The following is a 22,229-nucleotide window of genomic DNA, read 5'->3' as shown; positions in this document are numbered from 1 at the left end:
TTTAACCCTTTTAATAATTATAATAAAATTTTTGATAAAATTATGCAAAAAAAGGATTAGTTTGAGAAAAGCAGTGGCTTTTACCGGTCCAAGCAATTCCGGAAAAACAACATTAATAGAAAAAGTTGCAAAAAGACTTATAAGCTCATATAAAATCGCAATTATAAAAAACGACCCATCCGACAAGGCAAAATTTGACACAGAAGGGAAAGATAGTTATAAATTTTACCAAACGGGTGCGGAAGTAGTTGTAACATCTCCAACAAGAACGACTTATTTTTCCCACAGACAAAAATCCCTGGATGAAATCGTAAATATGATAAATGATTTTGACATACTTTTAGTAGAAGGGCTCAAATATCTGCCTCTTCCGAGACTGGCTGTTTTCAGAGGTGATGTGGATGAGAGTTATTTCAGATACATAAAAGCTGTTGCAATTGATGAGAGTGTGGATAAAAGTAAAATACCCGCACATATTGAAATTTTGGATTTAAACAATATTGACCAGGTAATAGAATGGGTTTTAAACAATGCCGAAGATATATAAGGAGATAAAATGACTGAAATTATAAATTCCATTCAAAAAATAGCTATTGAAATAAAAGATGCAATTAAGACAAAAGATACCGGAAAGGTTGAAACACAAAATTCAAGCGGTGACATTCAAGTAAAACTTGATGTAATCAGTGATGAAATTGTAGAAAAACACCTTTTAAAAACATCAAGCGTTATTGAAATAATCAGTGAAGAAAAAGAAGACGCAATGCCGGCAAATCCTAACGGAAAATATTTTGTGGCATATGATCCTCTAGACGGAAGCAGTCTTATAGATGTGGATTTGAGTGTCGGAAGTATTTTTGGAATATATAAAGGCGGATACAGCGGTCAGAATATCGTCGCGGCGGTTTATGTGGTTTACGGGCCAAGAGTTGAAATGGTAGTGGCAAGAGACACTGTAGAGCTTTTTAGACTGAACGAAGCCACAAATGAGTTTGAGTTTGTAAAAGAACTCAGACTTGAAGAAAAAGGAAAAATATTGGGGCCCGGTGGAACACAGAAATGCTGGTATCCTTTTCATAAAGAGATGATTGATAACTTTTTTAAAGAAGGCTACAGACTAAGATACAGCGGCGGAATGGTGCCTGATTTACATCAGATTTTATTAAAAGGCGGAGGACTTTTCGCATATCCGGGAACTACTGATAAACCTAAAGGTAAGCTTAGAAAACTTTTTGAAGTTTTTCCGTTTGCTTATGTTTACAACAAAGCGGGCGGACTTGCGGTTGACGGCAAAAACGATCTACTGGACTTGGATATAGATGGTTATCATGATACGACACCATGCTTTTTTGGAAGCAATTATGAAATCACAAAAGTTTTAAAAACATACGAAGGGGCAGAAAAATGAGTGACAAGTGCAAGACATATTATTTAACCACACCGATATATTATGTAAACGATATACCACATATAGGACATGCGTATACGACTATTATCGCTGATATGGTCGCAAGATACAGCAGACTTAAAGGAATTGATACTTTTTTTCTTACAGGCACGGACGAACACGGACAAAAAATTGAAGAAGCCGCAAAAAAAAGAGGAAAATCACCAAAAGAATACGCTGATGAAATAAGTTCAAAATTTAAAGCATTATGGGATGAGTTTGAAATAAGTTATGATAAATTTATAAGAACAACTGATGAAGCACATAAAAAAGGCGTTCAAAAAGCGTTTTTGGATATGTATAATAAAGGTGATATTTATAAAGATTATTATGAAGGGCATTATTGTGTAAGCTGTGAAAGTTTCGTCGCACCTTCACAACTCGTAAACGACGAATTGTGTCCCGACTGCGGAAAACCTACAAGAATTATCAAAGAAGAAAGTTATTTTTTCAGACTTTCAAAATATCAGGACCAGCTGCTTGAGTGGCTTAAAAACAAAAAACCGATTTTGCCGGAAGCAAAAGCAAATGAAGTAATTAGATTCGTAGAAGAGGGACTGAAAGATTTATCAATTACAAGAACTTCTTTTGAGTGGGGAGTAAAACTTCCGCCTGAAATTAATGACCCTAAACACGTTGTATATGTATGGCTGGATGCTTTATTTAATTACTTGACGGCACTCGGATACGGAAGCGAAAACGACGAACTTGTTAAAAAATACTGGCCTGCAAAATTACATATAGTCGGAAAAGATATTTTAAAATTCCATGCTGTTTACTGGCCTGCATTTTTAATGAGCATAGGCTATGAGCTTCCAAAAGTAATCGCGGCTCACGGATGGTGGACAAGAGATGGTGAAAAAATGAGTAAATCTAAAGGTAACGTAATTAATCCTAAAGACGTAGCCGACGCATACGGGCTTGAAAATTTCAGATATTTTATGCTTAGAGAAGTGCCTTTTGGAGCAGACGGGGATTTTAGTGAAAAAGCGTTAATTGACAGAATTAATAATGATCTTGGAAACGATCTTGGTAACCTTTTAAACAGAATTATCGGAATGGCTTATAAATATTTTGACGGGAAAATAACAAGCGAAAATGTGGAAAAATATTATGCAAACGAACTGAATGAAGCAAGAGAAATAGTTAAAAATTTAGAAGAAACATACCTTTGGAAAATGCAGATTCATAAATTTCTCGAAGAACTTTGGAAAGTTTTGGCAATTGGAAACAAAGCCATTGATACCTATAAACCTTGGGAACTTATGAAAAACGGCGAAGAGGAAAAAGCGCAGGCACTTCTTGGACTTATTTCTAATCTACTGGCAATGGTCGCAGTAAATTTACATGCCGTAATGCCTAAAACAACCGCTAAAATCGCTAAATCTTTAGGTTTTGAAATAACTCCGGATAGTTTTACAAACATAATGGAAGGTAAACTTCTTGATGATTTTGTAATTGAAAAAATACCTCCTCTTTTCCCTAAAATAGAAGCCCCTCTTATGAAAAAACCTGAGGTAAAAGAGGAAAAACCTCAAAATCTAATCACTATCGATGAATTTTTCAAAACCGAACTGAAAATAGGAAAAGTCATAACGGCTGAGGAAGTTAAAAAATCTAAAAAACTTTTAAGACTTGAAGTAGATCTTGGTGAAGAAAAACCGAGACAGATTATTGCAGGAATTAAAGAATATTATAAACCTGAAGAACTTATTGATACATATGTATGCGTAGTCGCAAATCTTAAACCGGCAAAACTTATGGGTATGATAAGTGAAGGAATGCTTCTTGGTGCTAAGGATGAAAGCGGATTTAGCCTTATAAGACCTGAAAAGCCTAAAAAGCCTGGAACGCCGATTAAATAATAATGAATATTTTTAGAGTAAAGGTTGTAGGGAAGTTTAATAAATTTAATTTGGATGAAGGAAAGCTTTGAAAATAGAAACTCTTGTAAACCTGATAGGCGGAGAGCTGCTAAACTCTCCATATATCAGCGAGGTTACTTCGTTTACAGACAAATGTGAATTTACAAGCAGGGGAAGCTGTTTTTTCGTAACGGATAAAAATGATATTGAAGCCGCCGTTAAAAGCGGCGCTTATGCCATTGTTTCGGAAGATTATGAAAATGTTATAGATAATGAAATAGCCTGGATTAAAGTAGATTCTATCCAAAAAGCCGTAATTGATATTTTTAAATATGAAAATCTAAAAACCAAAATTCATTTTTGTGATGAGATTACAGAACATATTATTGATAAAATGAATGTTAATGACAATGTCATTGTAATAAACTCTTATGAAGATTTGTTAAAAGCGCTGAATCTGTCCCATAAATATCTTGTGACTTCCAAAAAAAAATTCAGTGAACTTTTTTCAAATGTTGAAGTTTTGCTTCCTAAAGAAATGGAAATACAACAAATCTCTTTGTTTAGGTCGAAATTTGGCAGTGAAGAAATAAATCTACCTTATGTTTATAAAGAAGAGTTTGCCAGAGCTTTAAAATTTTTTGAAGACAATTCCTTAAAATATACACTTGAATTTGAACTTGAAAGGTTTAAACCGGTTTTTGTTGATTATAAATTAAGGGAAGTTGAATATGGTCAAAGTGACAGGGTTTTGATATTTGGAATAAAAAATGACAGATATTTTTTCAATGAACTGAACTATCTGATTTCAAATACCAAACACGCTAAAACTATTGTTGTAAATGAGGAAAATTCTTATATATTAAAAGAAGGTTTTAACTTTGCAATGCTTGTTGATTATGAGATAGTTATTGAAGAACAAGAAGAAGGGAGTCTGTTTTGATTAGGATTGAAAAAATCAATCTGCTGGGAAAAGGTAAATTTTTAGAATTAAAAGAAGTTTTTTTTGATTATTTCGGTAAAAAAAGAAGATGGGAAGTATGCAGTTCACACAACAGCGTATCGGTTTTAATTTATGACAGGGATTTGGATTCATTAATTATGGTAAGGCAGTTCAGGCTTCCTGTGTATTTAAAAAACAATGACGGATACACTTTAGAACTTTGTGCTGGATTATGCGATAAGGACAAATGCAACATTGAAATTGCAAAAGAGGAAATATTGGAAGAGTGCGGATATGACGTGGATGTGAAAAACATTCAAAGAATAACGTCCACATGGGCAAGTGTAGGCAGCAGTGCGGCAAATCAGGAAATATTTTACGTTGAGGTCGATCAGAATATGAAAGTGAACGAAGGCGGCGGAATTGATGATGAAGATATTGAAATCGTCGAGATTCCAGCAAGTGAGGTATATGAAAAAATTTTTGATGAAAATGTCGTTTTAACGCCTGGCGCAAAGTTTGCAATGCTTTGGTGGATACATAATAGAGTGGGTAAGCAGTGAAGTAGGTAAGTTAAGAAGTAGATAAGTTGTGAAGAAGTGAAGAGAAGGAGAAAAATTGAAACATATATTCAGGGAATATGATATAAGAGGGATTTTTGAAAAAGATTTAAGAGAAGATATAGTAAAAAAAATAGGATATTTTTTAGGACAAAAAATTAATGGCGAATATGTTTTTGTAAGTTACGATGCAAGAACACATTCCCCTGTTTTACACGACTGGCTTGTAAGCGGACTGAACAGGGCCGGAAAAAAAGTTATAAGCGGCGGAATGCTTCCGACAGGGGCTAACTATTTTGCAAATTTCAGGCCGTTATGCATTGAAGGAAAAGGGAAAATTGAAATAAGTGGAAGTATTCAGATTACCGGAAGCCATAATCCTCCAGAATACAACGGGTTTAAAATCACAATTAACAAGCTGCCTTTCTACGGAAAAGATATATATTCTTTGGGCGATGAAATTTTAAACAGCGATATTAATATTGAAGACGGGACAAACACAATTAAATATGATTTAAAATCAGACTATATTGATTATATTTCAAATCAGTTTTCGCATCTTAAAGGAATGGATTTAAATGCCGTTTTTGACTGCGGAAACGGCGTTGCTGGTGTTGTGCTTAGGGATATTCTAGAAAAAATCGGAATAAAAAATTATGATATTCTTTTTGAAGAACCTGACGGGACGTTTCCGAATCATCATCCGGACCCTACGGAAGAAGAAAATTTAAAAGATATATATAATGCTCTTAAAACTAAAAAATATGCTTTTGCTTTTGACGGGGATGCGGACAGGATTGCATTTTTGGATCAAAAGTATAACTACAAAGGCGATATTTTAGCTTACTTTTTTGCAAAAAATATGGATAATCCATGTGTAATAAGTGAAGTAAAAGCTACACAGGTTATGTATGATGAAATTAATAAACTTGGTCGGGCTATTATGTATAAAACGGGGCACAGCAACTTAAAAACACTTCTTAAACAGCAAAACTGCGATTTGGCAGCGGAAGTTAGCGGGCATATATTTTTTAACGACAGATATTTTGGGATTGATGATGCCGTTTATGTTGCGTTTAGAATAATGGAACTTATAAAAGAAGGATTTGATTTCGTATCAGAATATGAAAAACTTCCAAAAGTTTACAATACCGATGAAATAAAAATAAAGACTTCCGAAGAGGAAAAATTTGAAATAATAAACAAACTCAAAAAATATTTAAATGAAAATAAAGATAGTTTAGGTATTAAAAAAATTGTTGATGTAGATGGTGTAAGGGTTATTTTTGAGAACGGATGGGGGCTGGTTAGAGCAAGCAATACTACACCGGTATTGGTTACGAGATTTGAAGCAAAAAGCAAAGAGGATTTAAAAAAGATAGAAAAAACGTTAATGGAAATCTTAGAGAGATTTCTTTGATTTTTTCTTTATATTTCTTTTTATTGGTGACAGACACCTTGTGTGATGCGGTGGATTGAAGTATGAAATATTTTAGTTTAAAACCTTGATTGACTTTGGCTCAATTTTATTGTATAATATTGCAATAAAATTCCATATATTGTATAATTCAAAGGAGGGGAGATGAGCAAAAGTTTATATGAAGTTTTAGGTGTAAGCGAAAATGCTACACAGGATGAAATAAAAAAAGCTTATAGAAAATTGGCAAGGAAATATCATCCTGATATTTGTAAAAAACCTGAGTGTGAAGAAAAGTTTAAAGAAATAAACACCGCTTATGAAATCTTGGGAGATGAGGAGAAACGTAAGCAGTATGACCAAATGGGTGATGCAATGTTTAATGGTCAAAACTTCCAGGATTTCTACAGACAGCATAAAGACGTCGATTTAGAAGAGATATTATCCCAAATCTTCGGTGGCGGTTTTTCAAGACGTTCGCATGGGGGATTCGGCGGTTTCGGATTTGAAGGATTCGGCGGTTTTGGCGGAGGTTTTGCACCGGATCTTGATATCCATGCCAAAATACAGATACCTTTTGATTTGGCGATGAAAGGCGGGGTTTATACTATAAACTTAAATGGTGAAAGCATTAAAGTTAAAATTCCGGAAGGAATAAAAACAGGTCAAAAATTAAGGGTTAGAGGCAAAGGTAAAACCCTTCAGGGGCACAGGGGCGATTTGATACTTGAAGTGGAAGTAACTCCGCATCCTGAATGGGAAAGAAAAGGTGACGATTTATATAAAAAAGTGGACGTTCCTTTAAAAACCATGATGTTTGGCGGAAAAATCGGTGTTGATACATTTAAGGGCCATATTAATGTTAAAGTTCCTCAAAACTCTAAATGTTGTCAGAAATTAAGAGTTAAGGGATATGGCGTAAAGGGTGGAAATTTGTATCTTGAGTTAAGACCGGTACTTCCAAAAGTTGAAGAACTTGACGATGAGTTGGTAAAATTAATGAAAGAAAAACTGCCAGAATAACAGATTAAGATGTTTAAAGCTCAATAACAATGAAAAAGGAGGTGAGCATGTATAGTTATGACGAACCGGTATATTTAATAAGTGTGGTGAGTAAAATATTAAATATACATCCGCAAACATTAAGACAATATGAAAGAGAAGGTTTAATCAAACCCAGCAGAACTGAAGGTAAAATGAGACTTTATTCTCAAAGGGATATTGACAGATTAAAATTAATACTTTCACTTGTAAGAGATTTGGGTGTGAATCTGGCTGGTGTTGAAATTATTCTTCAGCTTAAAGAGGAAATTGAAGAGTTGCAAAGAGAAATTGAAAATCTAAAAAAACAACAGGGACAAATTCCTAGAAACAGAAGCGTTGTAATTAAAAAAGAAAATTATCAGTTAATTTTAGTTCCGACAAAAGAGGACTAAAAAATATTAAATGGTAAAGTAATTGCTCTTTTAAATAAATTAAAAGGTGAGAGTAAAATTTCTTTACCTATATCTTCTTTTACTTTAGGGTTGTTTAAATCCCCTTTAACAATCATTTTAACATCTATGCTACCATCTTTGCCAAATAATAAATAACTTAAACCTTTTCCTATAATAGGAATTTTTTTAAGTTTCATTTTCATATTTGCTTGAACTTTTAAAAACATATAATTTTTATTGAAATCAATATAACCTTTTGCATGAAAATCCAAATTGTCACCTTCTATTTTAGCTTCTTTGATATATAAAATTTTTTTGTATAAAAGATAATTTATGTATCCGTTTTTAATTTTGTAACCTTTCGAAGAAAAACCCGGAGATGAAAAAGATAGTAAAGATGGTATAGTGTTAATAAATGCAATTACATTATTTAATGATTTTAATTCTCTTACTATTGCTCTATTAATGTAAATTTTGCCAGAATAGAATTCATCTGGTGATTTAACCAATATAAAATCAAGATTAATTAAACTGAAAAAATTAAATTTCGGTAAAAACGCTTTAAATTCTTCATTAGTGAAATTTTTTCCTTCTAATAATAAATACCCCTGTTTTGTATATCCAATTACGGATGATTTTTTATAAATTGATTGGAATTTTAATTTATTTTTTTTGTATGAAATAGTAGCGTGTTGAGATAAAAACTTATGGGTTTTGTATATAAGGTTTGCATTGTTTGTATATAATGTAATTGAATAATTAAAATCATTGTTCCCAGAATTGTTATTTAAGAGTTTTTCTAAAGGGAAAAGATTAATGTCAACGGCGTTTAATTTTGCATTAATTTTATTATCGTCAATTTGTATATCTACGTTTTTATTAAAAATTTTTATATTATGTCCAATAACAATATTTAGAAAAATATGTTTTATTAAATTATATGAAGTGTTTATAATCGGTGTGTTTGAATGTTTATATAATATCGGTAATTTTAATAACAAATACGTAGTAATATCGGTCGTGTTTCCGAAAGTTATTAAAAGTATTCCATTATTTACGAAAGGTTTAAAACTTGTAAAAGCAAGTATGTTTTTCAATGGATTTATAATAAGTTCATTTTTGCTAAAGTCCATAAATACATTAGAATTTTTAGCTTTTAAGGTTTGAGTGTTGAAGTCAATTTCTGCAGATTCGTTATAATCTTTTAATTCAATAATTCGGTCAATTTTAAAATTAATTATTCCATTCATTTTTAAATTACTTTGCTTAAAATCAATAATACCATCACCGGAAAATCTTAATTTAATGTCCTTGGTTAAAAACAAATCCGTATTATTTGTTTTAAAATTTAAATTATTGTTTGTAATATTAATTTCAGCTTGAGGAACGAAAAGATCAAAATTAAAAAGTTTTAATAATGAAGTGGTAGTTATTACGTTAGTTAATGATTGTATGTTTTTATTGATTTTAATTGTTGAGATGATTTTATTCTTTCCGGCTATTTGTAAAACAGGAATGTCTATATCTAAAAATTTTTTTAATATTTCTTTTATGTTTTTATCAAATAAGTTGTTTGATTGAAGAGATAATGTATTGTTTTTAAAAAGAATGTTATATGCTTTTACATTATTATATACTGCTTCTTTAGCGTGTAATGTTTTGTTTTTGGAATTTATTTTTATTTCATTTATTGAAGTTTTAAAACCATATACTTCTCCATAAATTTTAGGAATATAGAAATTTATTAAATCACCAATTATTTTAGAAGATTTTAATTTAATGTTTTGAGATATAAACTCTCCATTATTTACGGAAAGAAATGTATAATTTTTAAATATATTTAATAAGTTGTTGTAAAGATTTAATCTGTTTTTATTTTGCAAAATGGTAATTTTTTGAGATGTTAAATTGAAATTGTGAATGTTGTTATATACTAAATTGCTTCTAAATGAGATTAATTTGTAATGTTGATAATTTGCATAAATTTTAGGTGCAGATAATATTAAAAATCTGTTTCTTATATTATATGAACCGGTTAAATGTTCTATTTTTACATTTTTAATATTTTGATAGTTTGGAATATATATGGAATTTGTTTGGAATTTTATATCATTATTTGTAAGTTTTATTGAGGAATTTTCGAGTTTAAAATAGTGATTTTGGTATTTTATATCCGCTTTTTTAAATTTTGTATTTAGTTCATAAAACATATAATTAAGATTTATATTGATTAAAGCTTCAATGTTTTTTAAAGTTGTATTTATCAAATCATTTGAATAAATGATTTTATCTGATGTTAAATGTGCCTTTAAAGTATTGTTTTTAAACAAATTAATGCTCAAATTAAACTTATTGTTGTTTAATTCACCTTTTCCTTTTATAAAAATTTCTGCTGGTTTAAAATAGATATTTATAATTGTGTTTTTAAGTTTTAATTCCGGTTTTTTTAAAGTTATATATTCAAAATTCACATATGAATAATTAGTGCTTGGTTTTAATATTGCATTAAATTGCAACAAATCGGAGTCGAAATAAAATTTGTTTTTTTTCAGCAAAAGTTTGTTTATATGTAAATTTCCATAATTAAGAGTATTTATCGAGATTGTTTGAAATATATTTAAAATTTTCACAGCAGTAAAAAATGTTTTATGCAGATTAAGGGCCTGTTTTGTATAATTTTTATTGTCGGTTATTTTAATATCGTAAATTTTGAGTACAATTTTATTATCTATTTTAAAAAACGCTTTTTTTATATGGATATTTTTAAATTTTATATCGTAAAGATATATGCCTTTAAAAAGGGAAATAAAAATTATGAATAAAAAAAGAATTATTGTAAATATTATAGCTTTTATAGAATTTTTGCTGGTATGCACTATATTTATCCTTTTTTATTTAACTAGAAATGTATATTCACCACGCGTAATATATATACCTACCGGTAGTGTTAATTATACAATAAATTCGTTGCAAAAAAGAGGATACAATGTCGGGTTTATTGACAAAATTTTTTTATATTTATTAGGTTCGCCCCAGGCCGGATGGATTGATTTAAAAAGTGAAAAGCTTACGAAATTCGATTTTCTTTACAAACTTACAACATCCAAAGCGGCACTTGTGAAAGTGACTATCATTCCGGGAGAAACCACATATTATGTATATAAAATACTGGAAAATAAACTTAAAATTCCAAATATCAACTGCGGATTTGAAGAAGGGTTTTTGAAACCCGATACTTATTTTTTACCTATCGGGATGAAAAAAACAAGGGTTTGTGAATATCTGAAACAGAAATCTTTAATTTACCATAAACAAATCACAAAAAAAATATTCGGAAAATTTGAATATGAAAAATACAGAAAATATCTCATAATTGCTTCAATCATACAAAAAGAAGCAGCAAATGTTGAAGAAATGAAAAAAATAAGTGCGGTGATATACAACAGACTAAAAAAACATATGAAGCTTCAGATGGACGGAAGTTTAAATTACGGGCAATATTCCCATGAAAAAATTACACCTCAAAGAATAAAAAACGACAGCAGCAGATTTAATACATATAAATATTACGGACTTCCTGATAAACCTGTCTGCATTCCTAGCCGTGATGCAATAATTGCCGCAATTTTTCCTGAAAAATCCAAATACTTATATTTTGTAAAATGCGGGAAAAAACATCTTTTTGCCGTCACTTATAAACAGCATTTAAGAAATATAAAAAAATGTAAAAGATAGTTTCATTTTGTAACATTTGTATTCATTTGAAAATAAAAGTTGTTACTTTTCGTATAAAAGGTGATAAAATTTAATCAATAAAAAAACCAAAAGGAGATTATATGGCAAATCCTACAATCGTATGGACAAAGATCGACGAAGCACCATATCTGGCGACGTTTAGTTTACTTCCGATTATGGAAGCGTTTACAAAAGATGCAAACATTAACTGGGAACTTAGAGATATTTCTCTTGCTGGAAGGGTAATAGCTGAGTTTTCTGATATGTTGCCTGAAAACTTGAGACAATTTGACGAGCTTGCATATCTAGGTGAACTTGTAAAAAAACCTGAAGCAAATGTTATTAAACTTCCAAACATTTCAGCTTCAGTTCCACAGCTTGTAGCAACTATTAAAGAACTTCAGTCTCAAGGTTATCCACTTCCAGATTTTCCGGAAGAGCCTAAAAACGCTGAAGAAGAAAAAATTAAATTAAAATATTTAAAATGTGTAGGTTCTAACGTAAACCCTGTTTTAAGAGAAGGTAACTCAGACAGAAGACTTGCAGAACCTGTTAAAAACTATGCAAAAATGCATCCGCACAGCATGAAACCTGTAAGTCCTGATAGTAAGTCTTATGTTGCACATATGGAAAAAAGAGATTTTTATGAAACTGAGCAAAGTTTCACAAGCGATAAAGACCAAAACGTAATTATTGCATTTGAAGACAAAGACGGAAACAGAAAAGAATTAAAAGAAGTTCCTGTTGAAGCTGGTGAAGTGTTCTCAGCTGCTACTTTAAGTGTAGAAGAACTTAGTAAATTCTTTGAAAAAGTAATTAACGAAGCTAAAGAAAAAGATATTCTGTTCTCTTTACATGTTAAGGGAACAATGATGAAAGTATCTGATCCAACATTCTTTGATTATGCAATTAGAGTATATTACAAAAAACTTTTTGATAAATTCGGTAAAGAACTTGAAGAAATCGGATTTAATCCAAGAAACGGACTTGCTGATTTATATTCAAAACTTGACAAATTACCTGAAGATAAGAAAAAAGCGATTCTTGACACAATTGATGAAATATATAAAGAACAGCCAAGACAATATATGGTGGATTCTGATAAAGGAATTACAAACCTACACAGACCAAATGACGTAATTATCGATGCATCAATACCTGCAACAATCAAAAACGGACTTAAAGGTTGGGGACCTGATGGTGAAGTTGAAGATTTAGTAATTACTGTTCCAGACAGAACTTATGCAAGAATGTATAAAGAAATCGTAAAAGATATAGTTAAACACGGGCAATATGACCCAACTAAAATCGGAACTGTTCAAAACGTAGGTTTAATGGCTAAAAAAGCTGAAGAATACGGAAGTCATGACAAAACATTCTTTGCACCAACTGAAGGTAAATTCTTAGTGCTTGATAGCGATGGAAACACTCTATTTGAATTTGAAGTTGGTAAAGGTGATGTATTCAGAGCATACAGCGCAAAAGATATTGCAATTAAAGACTGGGTAAGACTTGCGGTTGAAAGAGCAAAAGACAGCGGTCTTCCGATTGTATTCTGGCTTGATTCAAACAGAGCACATGATGCACAGCTTATCAGAAAAGTTTTAAAATATATGCCTGAATTTGATCTTGAAGGTGTTGAATATCATATAATGGCCCCAGAACAAGCAATGAAGTTTACTCTTCCAAGATTCAGAGCAGGACTTGGAACTATTTCTGTAACAGGTAACGTTCTAAGAGATTACCTAACTGACTTATTCCCGATTATTGAAGTTGGAACAAGTGCAAGAACTCTATCAATAGTTCCGTTACTTGCAGGTGGTGGTCTATATGAAACAGGTGCAGGTGGTTCAGCTCCTAAACACGTTGAGCAGTTCATTAAAGAAGGTCACTTAAGATGGGATTCTTTAGGTGAATTCTTAGCAACTGTTGAATCACTAAAACTAGCAAGAAAACAAGGTGCAAATGAAAAAGCTGAAATTATCGCAGATGCGTTAAGCAGAGCGGTTGGTAAATATCTTGAAAATGATAAAACACCAAAAAGAAAAGTAGGTCAGCTTGACAATAGAGGTAGTCATTATTATTTAGCAAGATACTGGGCTGAAGAGCTTGCAAACTGCGGTGATAGCGAGCTTGAAGCTAAATTTAAACCTATTGCAAAAGAATTGGTTGAAAATGAAGAAAAAATTCTAAATGAAATAGCTGCAGCTGAGGGTAAACCGGCTGATATTGAAGGATATTATCATCCAAATGAAGAAAAAGTTGCTAAATTTATGAGACCAAGTGAAACATTCAATAAAATTATTGATGCTTTAAGAGGATAATCCCTTTAGGGATTTTCCTTGATTTATAAAGGATTAAAATGTCAAATAAAGTATCAATTGTAGGTGCAGGAAACGTTGGAAGTATTGTTGCTTACTCTCTTGCAATGCAAGGGCTTGCTCATGAGATTATTCTTGTTGATAGAGATACTGACAGGGCGAAAGGTAAAGCGCTCGATATGAGCCATGCGGCCAGTGCTGTGAGAAGCCATTCCATTGTAAGAGCAGCTGAAAGTTATGAGGATGTAAGAGGTAGTAAAGTTGTAGTTATTACTGCCGGATTTCCTAGAAAACCTGGAATGACCAGAGAAGACTTGCTTTTTAAAAATGCGGAAATTATGAAAGATGTTGTAACTCAAGTAAAAGAAGTGGCTCCTGATGCTATTTTAATTGTAGTATCAAACCCTCTTGATGCAATGACTTACACGGCTCTTAAAGTGTCTGGTTTTCCTAAAAACAGAGTAATTGGAATGGCTGGAATACTTGATAGTGCAAGGATGGCTTATTTTATATATGAAAAATTGGGATATGGTGCGGGACAAATCAGAGCGAGTGTAATAGGAGGTCATGGCGATTTTATGGTTCCTCTGCCTAAATATTCAACGGTAGCGGGTGTGCCGCTGAGTGATCTTTTAAGTCAAAAAGAGATTGATGAAGTGGTTGAGAGAACTAAAAAAGCCGGTGCTGAAATTGTCGGCTATCTTAAAACGGGAAGTGCATATTTTGCACCTGGTAAATCTACAGCAATTATGGTCGAAGCTATTCTTAAAGACTCAAAACAGATCTTCCCTTGTGCAGCATACCTTGATGGGGAATACGGATATAAAGATATTGTTAATGGTGTGCCTGTAATGATAGGAAAAGATGGAGCCGAAAAAGTTATTGAAGTTACTTTAGATCCGTGTGAAAGAGAGCTTTTCAGAAAAAGTGTCGGCGCTGTAAAAGAGATGGTGGATATTTTAAACAAAGACTTTTTAAAGGATGTAAAATGAGAGTCGTTAAATATGATGATATTGTTAAATCTATAAGAGATATGATAATCTACTCAACAACTCACTTAGCACCTGATATGCTTGAAGCACTTAAAAAAGCATATGAAGAAGAAAAAAGCGAAGTTAGTAGAGCAGTTCTTAAGCAGCTTCTTGATAATGCAGAAATTGCTGAAAAAGAGTGGAAACCTTTATGTCAGGATACAGGACTTGCGATTTATTTCGTAAAAGTCGGTGAAGATGTTAAAGTTGAAGGCGGAACCCTTAAAGACGCAATTTATGAAGGAACTAGAAAAGGTTATGAAGAAGGGTATTTAAGAGCTTCAACTTGTGATTGCTTTACAAGAGCAAATCTTAAAGATAAAGCAGGATACAACCTGCCACCAGTAATTTATTTTGATTTAGTTCCTGGTGATAAAATAGAAATTGAATATGCTGCAAAAGGTGGTGGAAGTGAAAACGTATCACGTGCAACAGTGCTTGCACCAGCACAGGGTAAACCTGGAATTAAAGAGTTTGTTAAAAAAGTCGTAAGTGATGCAGGACCGAATCCATGTCCACCTCTTGTTGTTGGTGTGGGAATCGGTGGTAGCTTTGATATGGCTGCAGTTATGAGTAAACATGCACTTTTTAGAAGTATCGGAACTGAAAATCCTGATCCGGAAATGGCAGAGTTTGAAGCAGAACTAAAAGAAGAATTAAATAAACTCGGAATCGGTGCTATGGGAATGGGTGGAACTCAAACCGTCCTTGCAGTTCATATTGAAACATATGAAAACAGAATGTGTCATATCGCTTCACTTCCTGTAGCGGTAAATATTCAGTGTCACAGCAGCAGACACTCTCATATAACTATTTAAGGAGATACAATGGCTGAATACAGATTAAAAACTCCACTCACAGATGAAGACGTAGAAAAATTAAAAGCAGGGGATATAGTATATCTTACAGGTGTTATTTATACTGCAAGAGACGCGGCACATAAAAGACTTGTTGATTTAATTGAAAAAGGTGAGGAACTTCCATTTGATTTAAAAGGAAGTGTGATTTATTTCGTTGGTCCGACTCCTCCTAAACCTGGTGATCCAATCGGAAGTGCTGGACCTACTACCAGTTATAGAATGGATAGTTATTCTCCTATTCTTATTGAACATGGACAAAAAGGTATGATTGGTAAAGGTAAAAGAAATGAAGCAGTAAAAGAGGCTTGTAAAAAATATAAAGCCGTATATTTTGGTGCAACAGGCGGTGCAGGGGCACTTCTAGCACAAAGAATTAAATCTGCAGAAGTTATTGCTTATCCGGAACTTGGACCTGAAGCAATAAGAAAGCTTGAAGTTGAAGATTTGCCAGTAGTAGTAGTAAACGACTGCTATGGAAATGATCTTTATGAGCAGGGTAGAAAAGAGTGGGAACAAAAATAAAATAATTACATCAATTAATCGAAAGGAGTATAGATGAATATACATGAATATCAAGCAAAAGAGATATTTAGAAAATACGGTGTGCCAACCCCAAGAGGTGGAGTGGCATTTACTGGTCCTGAAGCAAGAAGAGTAGCAGAAGAGCTTGGTGGAAACTTATGGGTAGTAAAAGCTCAAATTCACGCAGGTGGTAGAGGTAAAGCCGGTGGTGTTAAACTGGCTAAAAGTCTTGAAGAAGTAGAAAAAATAGCAGAAGAAATGCTTGGAATGACACTTGTTACACATCAAACAGGTCCTGAAGGGAAAGTAGTAAAAAAAGTATATATTGAAGAAGGTGCAGATATTAAAGATGAGCTATACCTTGGTATGGTTTTAGATAGAGCACTTGAAATGCCTGTAATGATGGCTTCAACTGAAGGTGGTATGGAAATTGAAGAAGTTGCAGAAAAAACACCTGAAAAAATTATAAAAGTTGCAATTGACCCTGCAATAGGATTTCAACCTTTCCATGCGAGAAAACTAGCGTTTGGTTTAGGACTTCCAAAAGATGAGCAAAGAGAATTTATTAAATTTGCAAGTGCTTTATATAACGTATATATGGATAACGATGCTGAAATGATCGAAATCAACCCTTTAATCAAAACTGGTGACGGAAAGTTCCTTGCACTTGACGCTAAAATGGGATTTGACGACAATGCACTATATAAACATCCTGAAATTGCAGAAATGAGAGACTTAGACGAAGAAGAACCTACAGAAGTTGAAGCTAAAAAATATGGACTTAGCTACATTAAACTTGATGGAAATGTTGGATGTATGGTTAACGGTGCCGGACTTGCTATGGCGACAATGGATATTATTAAACATGAAGGCGGAGAGCCTGCAAACTTCTTAGACGTTGGTGGTGGGGCTAATCCTGATACTGTTGCAAAAGGTTTTGAAATTATTTTAAGTGATCCAAATGTAAAATCTATATTCGTTAATATCTTCGGTGGTATCGTTAGATGTGATAGAATCGCAAATGGTATTTTACAAGCGACTGAAAAAGTGGAAGTAAACGTTCCTGTAATCGTTAGACTTGACGGAACAAACTCCCAGGAAGCTGCTGAAATTTTAAGAAATGCAAATATTAAAAATATTATTCCTGCTGAGAATCTTAAAGATGGTGCTAAAAAAGCTGTTGCTGCTGCGAAAGGAGAGTTATAATGAGTATTTTGGTAAATAAAGACACAAAAGTAATAGTTCAAGGATTTACAGGTAAAGAAGGGACTTTCCACGCTGAACAATGTATGGCATACGGAACACAAATTGTAGGTGGTGTTACACCAAATAAAGGTGGAATGACTCATCTTGGAAAACCGGTATTTAATACTGTTGAAGATGCAGTAAAAGCTACAGGTGCAACTGTTAGTATGATTTTCGTTCCGCCTGCATTCGTTGCAGATGCGGTAATGGAAGCTGCCGATGCAGGGATCGAGCTTGCTGTAATTATTACAGAAGGCGCACCTGTTAAAGATATGATGTATGCTAAACATTATGCTCAGAAGAAAGGCATGAATACAATCGGACCAAACTGCCCTGGTATTATTACTGCAGAAGAGTGTAAAATAGGAATTATGCCTGGTAACATCTTCAAAAAAGGAAACGTTGGTCTTATTTCTAAATCAGGAACTTTAACTTACGAAGCAAGTAATCAAGTAGTTAAAGAAGGATTCGGAATTACTACTGCCGTTGGAATCGGTGGAGACCCGATTATCGGTCTTAGCTACAAACAATTACTTCCAATGTTTGAAGCTGATCCTGAAACAGAAGCAATCGTTATGATTGGTGAAATCGGTGGGGATCTTGAAATTCAGGCTGCTAAACTTATTAAAGAACAAATTACTAAGCCTGTAGTTGCGTTTATTGCGGGACAAACAGCTCCAAAAGGAAAAAGAATGGGGCATGCTGGTGCAATTATCAGCGGTTCTAAAGGAACTGCAGCTGAAAAAATGGCGGCACTTGAAGAAGCTGGAGTATATGTAGTGAAATCTCCTGCAGATATTGGTGCTACTGTTGCGAAAGCTTTAAAAGAAAGGGGATAAATTCCTCTTTTTTTATTTTAAAGAAAAATTACAATGAAATATTTACTATTAATTCTTCTTTCCATTCTATCTTATTCTCAAAATTCTCAAATAATAGGAAAATGGAAAAGTATTGATAATTGGGCTCAAATCGAGTTTTTTCCTGATTATACTTGTATAATTATTGAGAAGAATAAAATCATTTCTCCAAAGGAAGATTGTATTTGGAATGAAAAAGAGTGTTCCATCACTTATATATATAAAGGTAGAAATACTGATAAAATTTATTTTAAATACGAAAATGGTGATATTTTAATTGCGCCAAATAAAAGAAAACTAAATAGAAAAAAAGCTAAATTGATTTTAAAAAAGTTGAACAATTAGTAAAGTTTGGGGTAGGGGGGATGATTTTATTAAATTATGTAATTATAGTTTTTCTAAGTTTTATCCTCTTATTATTTTTTTTAATGAGAAAAATAAACATAATTAAAATTTCATATAAAAAAATTAGTTTATTTATTCTTATAATAAGTGCTGTTTTATATATGAGTAAAAATTTATTGCCAGAAGTGTTTAGATTACCAATTAATACTTTTGAAATTACTTTTAAAAATCCTTACAATATTAAATGCATAAAGAATGAAATATGTGAATTTAAAAAAAAATATAGTGATTCTTACAAAATTACTGCATTATCAAATAATAAAGATTTTGAAATTAAAATGAAAGGAATCTTTATATTTACAAAACCGATTGAAAAAGTGTTTAATTTTAATCTAGAAAATGCAGAAGCTACTTTAAAAATAAATTCAAAACTATTTAATATAACACCCAATACATATGTTTTTTCAAAAAGTATAAAATATAAATTTTCACCAGGTATTTATTTAATAGAAATAAAAATTAAATTTAATTCAAGCCGAAAATATCATAATGTTAGTTTTTTCTTTAATAACTATTTTTCTACAAAATCTGATGATGAAGTTCAAAAAATTATAAAACCTATATTGAAGAAAGAAGTAAATATCTATTATACTTTTGGAATTATAAGAAAAAATATTATTTTAAAGCCCTCTAAAAAAAATACTATTTTATTTTTAGCATCAGGTAAAATACCTACTTACTGGAAAATTGAAAATGCTAAAGAAGCTAATTTAAAAGCTGTTATTTTTAGTGGAAAAGATATTAAAGTTGATACAGATAAATCAGATGTTATAAGAATACGAATAAAATATTTACCTCGTGTATATAAAATTCCATCAAGTTCAGATTGCACTTATTATGCACCTATTGGTATAATGTGTAAAGATGATTCATTTAATAATTTTTTTAAACTTTTAAAAAAAGTTCAAAACATTACCGGCAAAAAATTAAATGGGTTTTCACCAAGTTTAAGTTCTGATATTTACAATGAGCAAAAAGTCATTATGCCATCAATCTTTTTAGATGAAAAAGTAATTAAGGATTTATTTAATTTAAAAGAAAAGATAGTTAAAAAAGAAAAAAATATTAATAAAATAAAGAACGAACCTTTTTATAAATCTAATAAAAAACTATGGTCTGAAATATTTAATATTAATAAACAACAAATACCAGTCAATAAATTTAGAGCTTTTTATATAGATATGGAAAAACCCAAAAAAGTAATATTTTCAGAAATAGTTAAACGTCCAGATATTTTATATTCTCATAAAAATTTTCATGGGATTAGAGCAGATAATTTTATGGCTTTTTGGATAGGGGATTTTATTTTTGAAAAAGATGTTACTAAAAATTTATCATTGTATGTTAGTTGGGGAAAAGTTAAATTATTTATTGATAAAAAACTTATTTATAATGGTAAAAAATCGATTTTAATACCATATAAGTTTTACAGAGGTAAACATAATATTGAAATTGAATATATTAATAATTATGGACAAGTTGATTTCTTTTTTAATATGTTAAATATAGATCGTTCGGTTGATAAAACATTTAAAAAATTACTAACTCCAAACACTAAGATTTATTTGGTAAGTATAAACAATGGAAATAACAATCATCTTGTAAACTTAATCACTAAAAAAAATAAAAATAAAAAAATTATACTTTTTTTGACTTCTATCCATCCAATTATATGGAATATTGTAAATGATGATAATATAAAAGCTATAGTTTATAATTCATATTATCCAGGTAGTTTTGTGAAAGTTAATAACAAACGAATTAAAATTTATTATGATAAAAATCTCTCTTATGTTTCTAGAATAATACCTTATTGTCATAAAGATTTAAATTGTGAAAATAAAGAAAATTTTAAAAAAGTTGTAAAACATATTTTTGAATTAACAGGTAAAAAACCTGATGGTTTTAGTTCTATTTATGAACAATCTTTTACTACTAAAATGTTAAAAAAGTCTTTTAAAGGGGATTATATTTTTGTTCCACAAATAAAATTAGATGAAAAAACATATAATAAAATTGATGATATATTAAAGCAATTAAAATAAATGTAACAATTTTACACAGAAAGTTCATATAAAAATATTAATAAGAGTTTTTCAGTGTGAATTTTGGTATCATATATTACGTAAAGAAAAGCTAAAGGAGTTTATATGGCATTAAATGTAGATTTTAAATTACCTGCTCCGGAAAATACACCGGTATGGGTTGATGAAAGTAAATGTAAAAGTTGTGAATTATGCGTTGATTTCTGTCCTACAGGTGTTTTAGAAATGGTTCCTGATCCACATAATATATTAGGTCAAATGGTAAAAGTTTCGCATCCGGAATATTGTATAGGTTGTAAAGAATGTGAACTTGAATGTCCAGATTTTTGTATTTTTGTAGCTGAAAGAGATGAATATAAGTTTAAAAAACTTAATGAAGTTAAAAAGTTAAAAGGAGAAGCGTAATGCCAAGAGAAATAGTAAGTACTGGAAACCAGCTGGCTGCACTTGCTGCAATTGATGCTGGATGTAGATTTTTTGGTGGTTATCCTATTACGCCATCAAGTGAAGTTGCACATGAAATGAGTAAACTTCTACCAAAAGTTGGTGGGCAATTTATCCAGATGGAAGATGAAATCGCAGGTATTTCAGTAGCACTCGGTGCGAGTATGAGTGGTGTTAAGTCTATGACAAACACTTCAGGTCCTGGTATATCACTTAAAGCTGAGCAAATTGGTTTGGCGTTTATTGCGGAAGTTCCTCTTGTAATTACAAACGTAATGAGAGGTGGTCCTTCAACTGGTCTTCCAACAAGACCGCAACAAGGTGATATTCTTCAAGCACAAGCTCCAACTCATGGTGATTATCAGTCAATTACACTATGTGCGGGAAGTTTAGAGGAGTGTTATACTGAAACAGTTAGAGCTTTCAATCTTGCAGAAAAATTTATGACACCAGTATTTGTGTTACTTGACGAAACACTTGGACATATGGTTGGTAAAGCTGTATTACCTGATAAAGAAGAAGTTGAAAAAAATATTGTAAACAGAAGAGTGTTTGAAGGTGATCCTGCAGAATACAAACCTTATGAAAGAGCAGATGATGAGCCTGCTATTCTTAATCCATTCTTTAAAGGATATAGATATCATATTACTGGACTTCATCACGGGCCTACAGGATTCCCGACAGAAGATGCAGTTCTTTGTCAGAAATTGATTGATAGATTATTTAATAAAATTTTAGCTCATAAAGATGAGATTGAAAGTTATGAAGAATTTATGCTTGATGATGCTGATATGGCGGTAATCGCATACGGAAGTGTTTCACTTTCAGTAAAAGAAGCGATTAAAGAACTTAGAAAAGAAGGTATTAAAGTAGGGCTATTCAGACCAATTACTTTATGGCCAAGTCCTGAAGAAAAAATAGCTGAAGTTTGCAAAAAATTCGATAAAGTTCTTGTAACTGAAATGAATAAAGGTCAATATATTAAAGAAATTGAAAGAGTAAGCGGTAGAAGAGATTTTGATACTCTATTTAAAGCAAACGGAAGACCTATAAGTCCTGCGGAAATAAAAGCAAAAATAAAAGAAATGGTATAAGG

General features: G+C 31.6%; 20 protein-coding genes. 19 read left to right on the top strand and 1 reads right to left on the bottom strand.

Annotated features, from left to right (window positions below; translation table 11 throughout):
• The first annotated feature begins 55 nt into the window (after positions 1 to 55).
• From mobB to ACYQ19_RS02720, 8 genes are all read left to right on the top strand, one after another.
• Entirely contained in the window at positions 56 to 547 is a 492-nt protein-coding gene (mobB, locus tag ACYQ19_RS02755) for a molybdopterin-guanine dinucleotide biosynthesis protein B (RefSeq protein ID WP_459978237.1), read from the top strand.
• Between the two features lie 9 nt (positions 548 to 556).
• Positions 557 to 1,408, top strand: coding sequence for a class 1 fructose-bisphosphatase (locus ACYQ19_RS02750; RefSeq protein WP_459977895.1), 852 nt, complete (start codon positions 557 to 559; stop codon positions 1,406 to 1,408).
• Complete coding sequence (gene metG, locus ACYQ19_RS02745) at positions 1,405 to 3,312, top strand: methionine--tRNA ligase (RefSeq protein ID WP_459977894.1); 1,908 nt, start codon at positions 1,405 to 1,407, stop codon at positions 3,310 to 3,312. Before ACYQ19_RS02750 ends, metG begins: the two co-directional genes overlap by 4 nt.
• Positions 3,313 to 3,379: 67 nt before the next feature.
• Positions 3,380 to 4,255 carry a hypothetical protein gene (locus tag ACYQ19_RS02740; protein ID WP_459977893.1) on the top strand — a complete coding sequence of 292 codons (876 nt, stop codon included), beginning with the start codon at positions 3,380 to 3,382 and terminating at the stop codon, positions 4,253 to 4,255.
• Positions 4,252 to 4,818: an NUDIX hydrolase gene (locus ACYQ19_RS02735; RefSeq protein ID WP_459977892.1), complete on the top strand. Its 567-nt coding sequence runs from the start codon at positions 4,252 to 4,254 to the stop codon at positions 4,816 to 4,818. Before ACYQ19_RS02740 ends, ACYQ19_RS02735 begins: the two co-directional genes overlap by 4 nt.
• Before the next feature lie 55 nt (positions 4,819 to 4,873).
• Complete coding sequence (locus ACYQ19_RS02730; protein WP_459977891.1) at positions 4,874 to 6,235, top strand: phosphomannomutase/phosphoglucomutase; 1,362 nt, start codon at positions 4,874 to 4,876, stop codon at positions 6,233 to 6,235.
• Between the two features lie 162 nt (positions 6,236 to 6,397).
• Positions 6,398 to 7,255, top strand: coding sequence for a DnaJ C-terminal domain-containing protein (locus ACYQ19_RS02725; protein WP_459977890.1), 858 nt, complete (start codon positions 6,398 to 6,400; stop codon positions 7,253 to 7,255).
• A gap of 47 nt (positions 7,256 to 7,302) precedes the next feature.
• Complete coding sequence (locus ACYQ19_RS02720; RefSeq protein ID WP_015901999.1) at positions 7,303 to 7,668, top strand: heat shock protein transcriptional repressor HspR; 366 nt, start codon at positions 7,303 to 7,305, stop codon at positions 7,666 to 7,668.
• Here the strand turns inward: ACYQ19_RS02720 and ACYQ19_RS02715 are convergent.
• Positions 7,665 to 10,184: a YhdP family protein gene (locus ACYQ19_RS02715; protein WP_459977889.1), complete on the bottom strand. Its 2,520-nt coding sequence runs from the start codon at positions 10,182 to 10,184 to the stop codon at positions 7,665 to 7,667. The genes ACYQ19_RS02720 and ACYQ19_RS02715 overlap by 4 nt on opposite strands.
• Positions 10,185 to 10,482: 298 nt before the next feature.
• Between ACYQ19_RS02715 and mltG the strand changes: the two genes are divergently transcribed.
• The 11 genes from mltG to ACYQ19_RS02660 all read left to right on the top strand — a co-directional run bounded on the left by mltG (position 10,483) and on the right by ACYQ19_RS02660 (position 22,227).
• Positions 10,483 to 11,403 carry an endolytic transglycosylase MltG gene (gene mltG / locus ACYQ19_RS02710; protein ID WP_459977888.1) on the top strand — a complete coding sequence of 307 codons (921 nt, stop codon included), beginning with the start codon at positions 10,483 to 10,485 and terminating at the stop codon, positions 11,401 to 11,403.
• 101 nt (positions 11,404 to 11,504) lie between these two features.
• Complete coding sequence (locus ACYQ19_RS02705; RefSeq protein ID WP_459977887.1) at positions 11,505 to 13,727, top strand: NADP-dependent isocitrate dehydrogenase; 2,223 nt, start codon at positions 11,505 to 11,507, stop codon at positions 13,725 to 13,727.
• Between the two features lie 38 nt (positions 13,728 to 13,765).
• Complete coding sequence (mdh, locus tag ACYQ19_RS02700; RefSeq protein WP_459977886.1) at positions 13,766 to 14,716, top strand: malate dehydrogenase; 951 nt, start codon at positions 13,766 to 13,768, stop codon at positions 14,714 to 14,716.
• Positions 14,713 to 15,573: a fumarate hydratase gene (locus ACYQ19_RS02695; RefSeq protein ID WP_459977885.1), complete on the top strand. Its 861-nt coding sequence runs from the start codon at positions 14,713 to 14,715 to the stop codon at positions 15,571 to 15,573. The genes mdh and ACYQ19_RS02695 overlap by 4 nt, the downstream gene beginning before the upstream one ends.
• A gap of 9 nt (positions 15,574 to 15,582) precedes the next feature.
• Positions 15,583 to 16,137, top strand: a complete 555-nt coding sequence (locus tag ACYQ19_RS02690) for a Fe-S-containing hydro-lyase (protein WP_459977884.1) — start codon at positions 15,583 to 15,585, stop codon at positions 16,135 to 16,137.
• Positions 16,138 to 16,170: 33 nt separating this feature from the next.
• Entirely contained in the window at positions 16,171 to 17,343 is a 1,173-nt protein-coding gene (gene sucC, locus ACYQ19_RS02685; protein WP_459977883.1) for an ADP-forming succinate--CoA ligase subunit beta, read from the top strand.
• Positions 17,343 to 18,221 (top strand): succinate--CoA ligase subunit alpha, encoded by an 879-nt coding sequence (gene sucD, locus ACYQ19_RS02680; RefSeq protein WP_459977882.1) that lies wholly within the window; start codon positions 17,343 to 17,345, stop codon positions 18,219 to 18,221. Before sucC ends, sucD begins: the two co-directional genes overlap by 1 nt.
• Before the next feature lie 33 nt (positions 18,222 to 18,254).
• Positions 18,255 to 18,584 (top strand): hypothetical protein, encoded by a 330-nt coding sequence (locus ACYQ19_RS02675; RefSeq protein ID WP_459977881.1) that lies wholly within the window; start codon positions 18,255 to 18,257, stop codon positions 18,582 to 18,584.
• Positions 18,585 to 19,207: 623 nt separating this feature from the next.
• Entirely contained in the window at positions 19,208 to 20,689 is a 1,482-nt protein-coding gene (locus tag ACYQ19_RS02670) for a hypothetical protein (protein WP_459977880.1), read from the top strand.
• A gap of 105 nt (positions 20,690 to 20,794) precedes the next feature.
• Positions 20,795 to 21,094 (top strand): 4Fe-4S binding protein, encoded by a 300-nt coding sequence (locus ACYQ19_RS02665; RefSeq protein WP_459977879.1) that lies wholly within the window; start codon positions 20,795 to 20,797, stop codon positions 21,092 to 21,094.
• Positions 21,094 to 22,227, top strand: a complete 1,134-nt coding sequence (locus ACYQ19_RS02660) for a 2-oxoglutarate synthase subunit alpha (RefSeq protein WP_459977878.1) — start codon at positions 21,094 to 21,096, stop codon at positions 22,225 to 22,227. Before ACYQ19_RS02665 ends, ACYQ19_RS02660 begins: the two co-directional genes overlap by 1 nt.
• Positions 22,228 to 22,229: the final 2 nt, after the last annotated feature.

The organism is Nautilia lithotrophica (genome assembly GCF_054656815.1).
The sequence above is the reverse complement of the archived record's forward strand: the minus strand, read 5'-3'. Positions and strand labels throughout refer to the sequence as shown.

Coding starts and splice junctions, on each gene's coding strand:
- ACYQ19_RS02750 (WP_459977895.1), top strand. CDS start 557: ATGACTGAAATTATAAATTCCATTCAAAAAATAGCTATTGAAATAAAA.
- metG (WP_459977894.1), top strand. CDS start 1,405: ATGAGTGACAAGTGCAAGACATATTATTTAACCACACCGATATATTAT.
- ACYQ19_RS02725 (WP_459977890.1), top strand. CDS start 6,398: ATGAGCAAAAGTTTATATGAAGTTTTAGGTGTAAGCGAAAATGCTACA.
- ACYQ19_RS02720 (WP_015901999.1), top strand. CDS start 7,303: ATGTATAGTTATGACGAACCGGTATATTTAATAAGTGTGGTGAGTAAA.
- mltG (WP_459977888.1), top strand. CDS start 10,483: ATGAATAAAAAAAGAATTATTGTAAATATTATAGCTTTTATAGAATTT.
- ACYQ19_RS02705 (WP_459977887.1), top strand. CDS start 11,505: ATGGCAAATCCTACAATCGTATGGACAAAGATCGACGAAGCACCATAT.
- mdh (WP_459977886.1), top strand. CDS start 13,766: ATGTCAAATAAAGTATCAATTGTAGGTGCAGGAAACGTTGGAAGTATT.
- ACYQ19_RS02695 (WP_459977885.1), top strand. CDS start 14,713: ATGAGAGTCGTTAAATATGATGATATTGTTAAATCTATAAGAGATATG.
- ACYQ19_RS02690 (WP_459977884.1), top strand. CDS start 15,583: ATGGCTGAATACAGATTAAAAACTCCACTCACAGATGAAGACGTAGAA.
- sucC (WP_459977883.1), top strand. CDS start 16,171: ATGAATATACATGAATATCAAGCAAAAGAGATATTTAGAAAATACGGT.
- sucD (WP_459977882.1), top strand. CDS start 17,343: ATGAGTATTTTGGTAAATAAAGACACAAAAGTAATAGTTCAAGGATTT.
- ACYQ19_RS02675 (WP_459977881.1), top strand. CDS start 18,255: ATGAAATATTTACTATTAATTCTTCTTTCCATTCTATCTTATTCTCAA.
- ACYQ19_RS02665 (WP_459977879.1), top strand. CDS start 20,795: ATGGCATTAAATGTAGATTTTAAATTACCTGCTCCGGAAAATACACCG.
- ACYQ19_RS02660 (WP_459977878.1), top strand. CDS start 21,094: ATGCCAAGAGAAATAGTAAGTACTGGAAACCAGCTGGCTGCACTTGCT.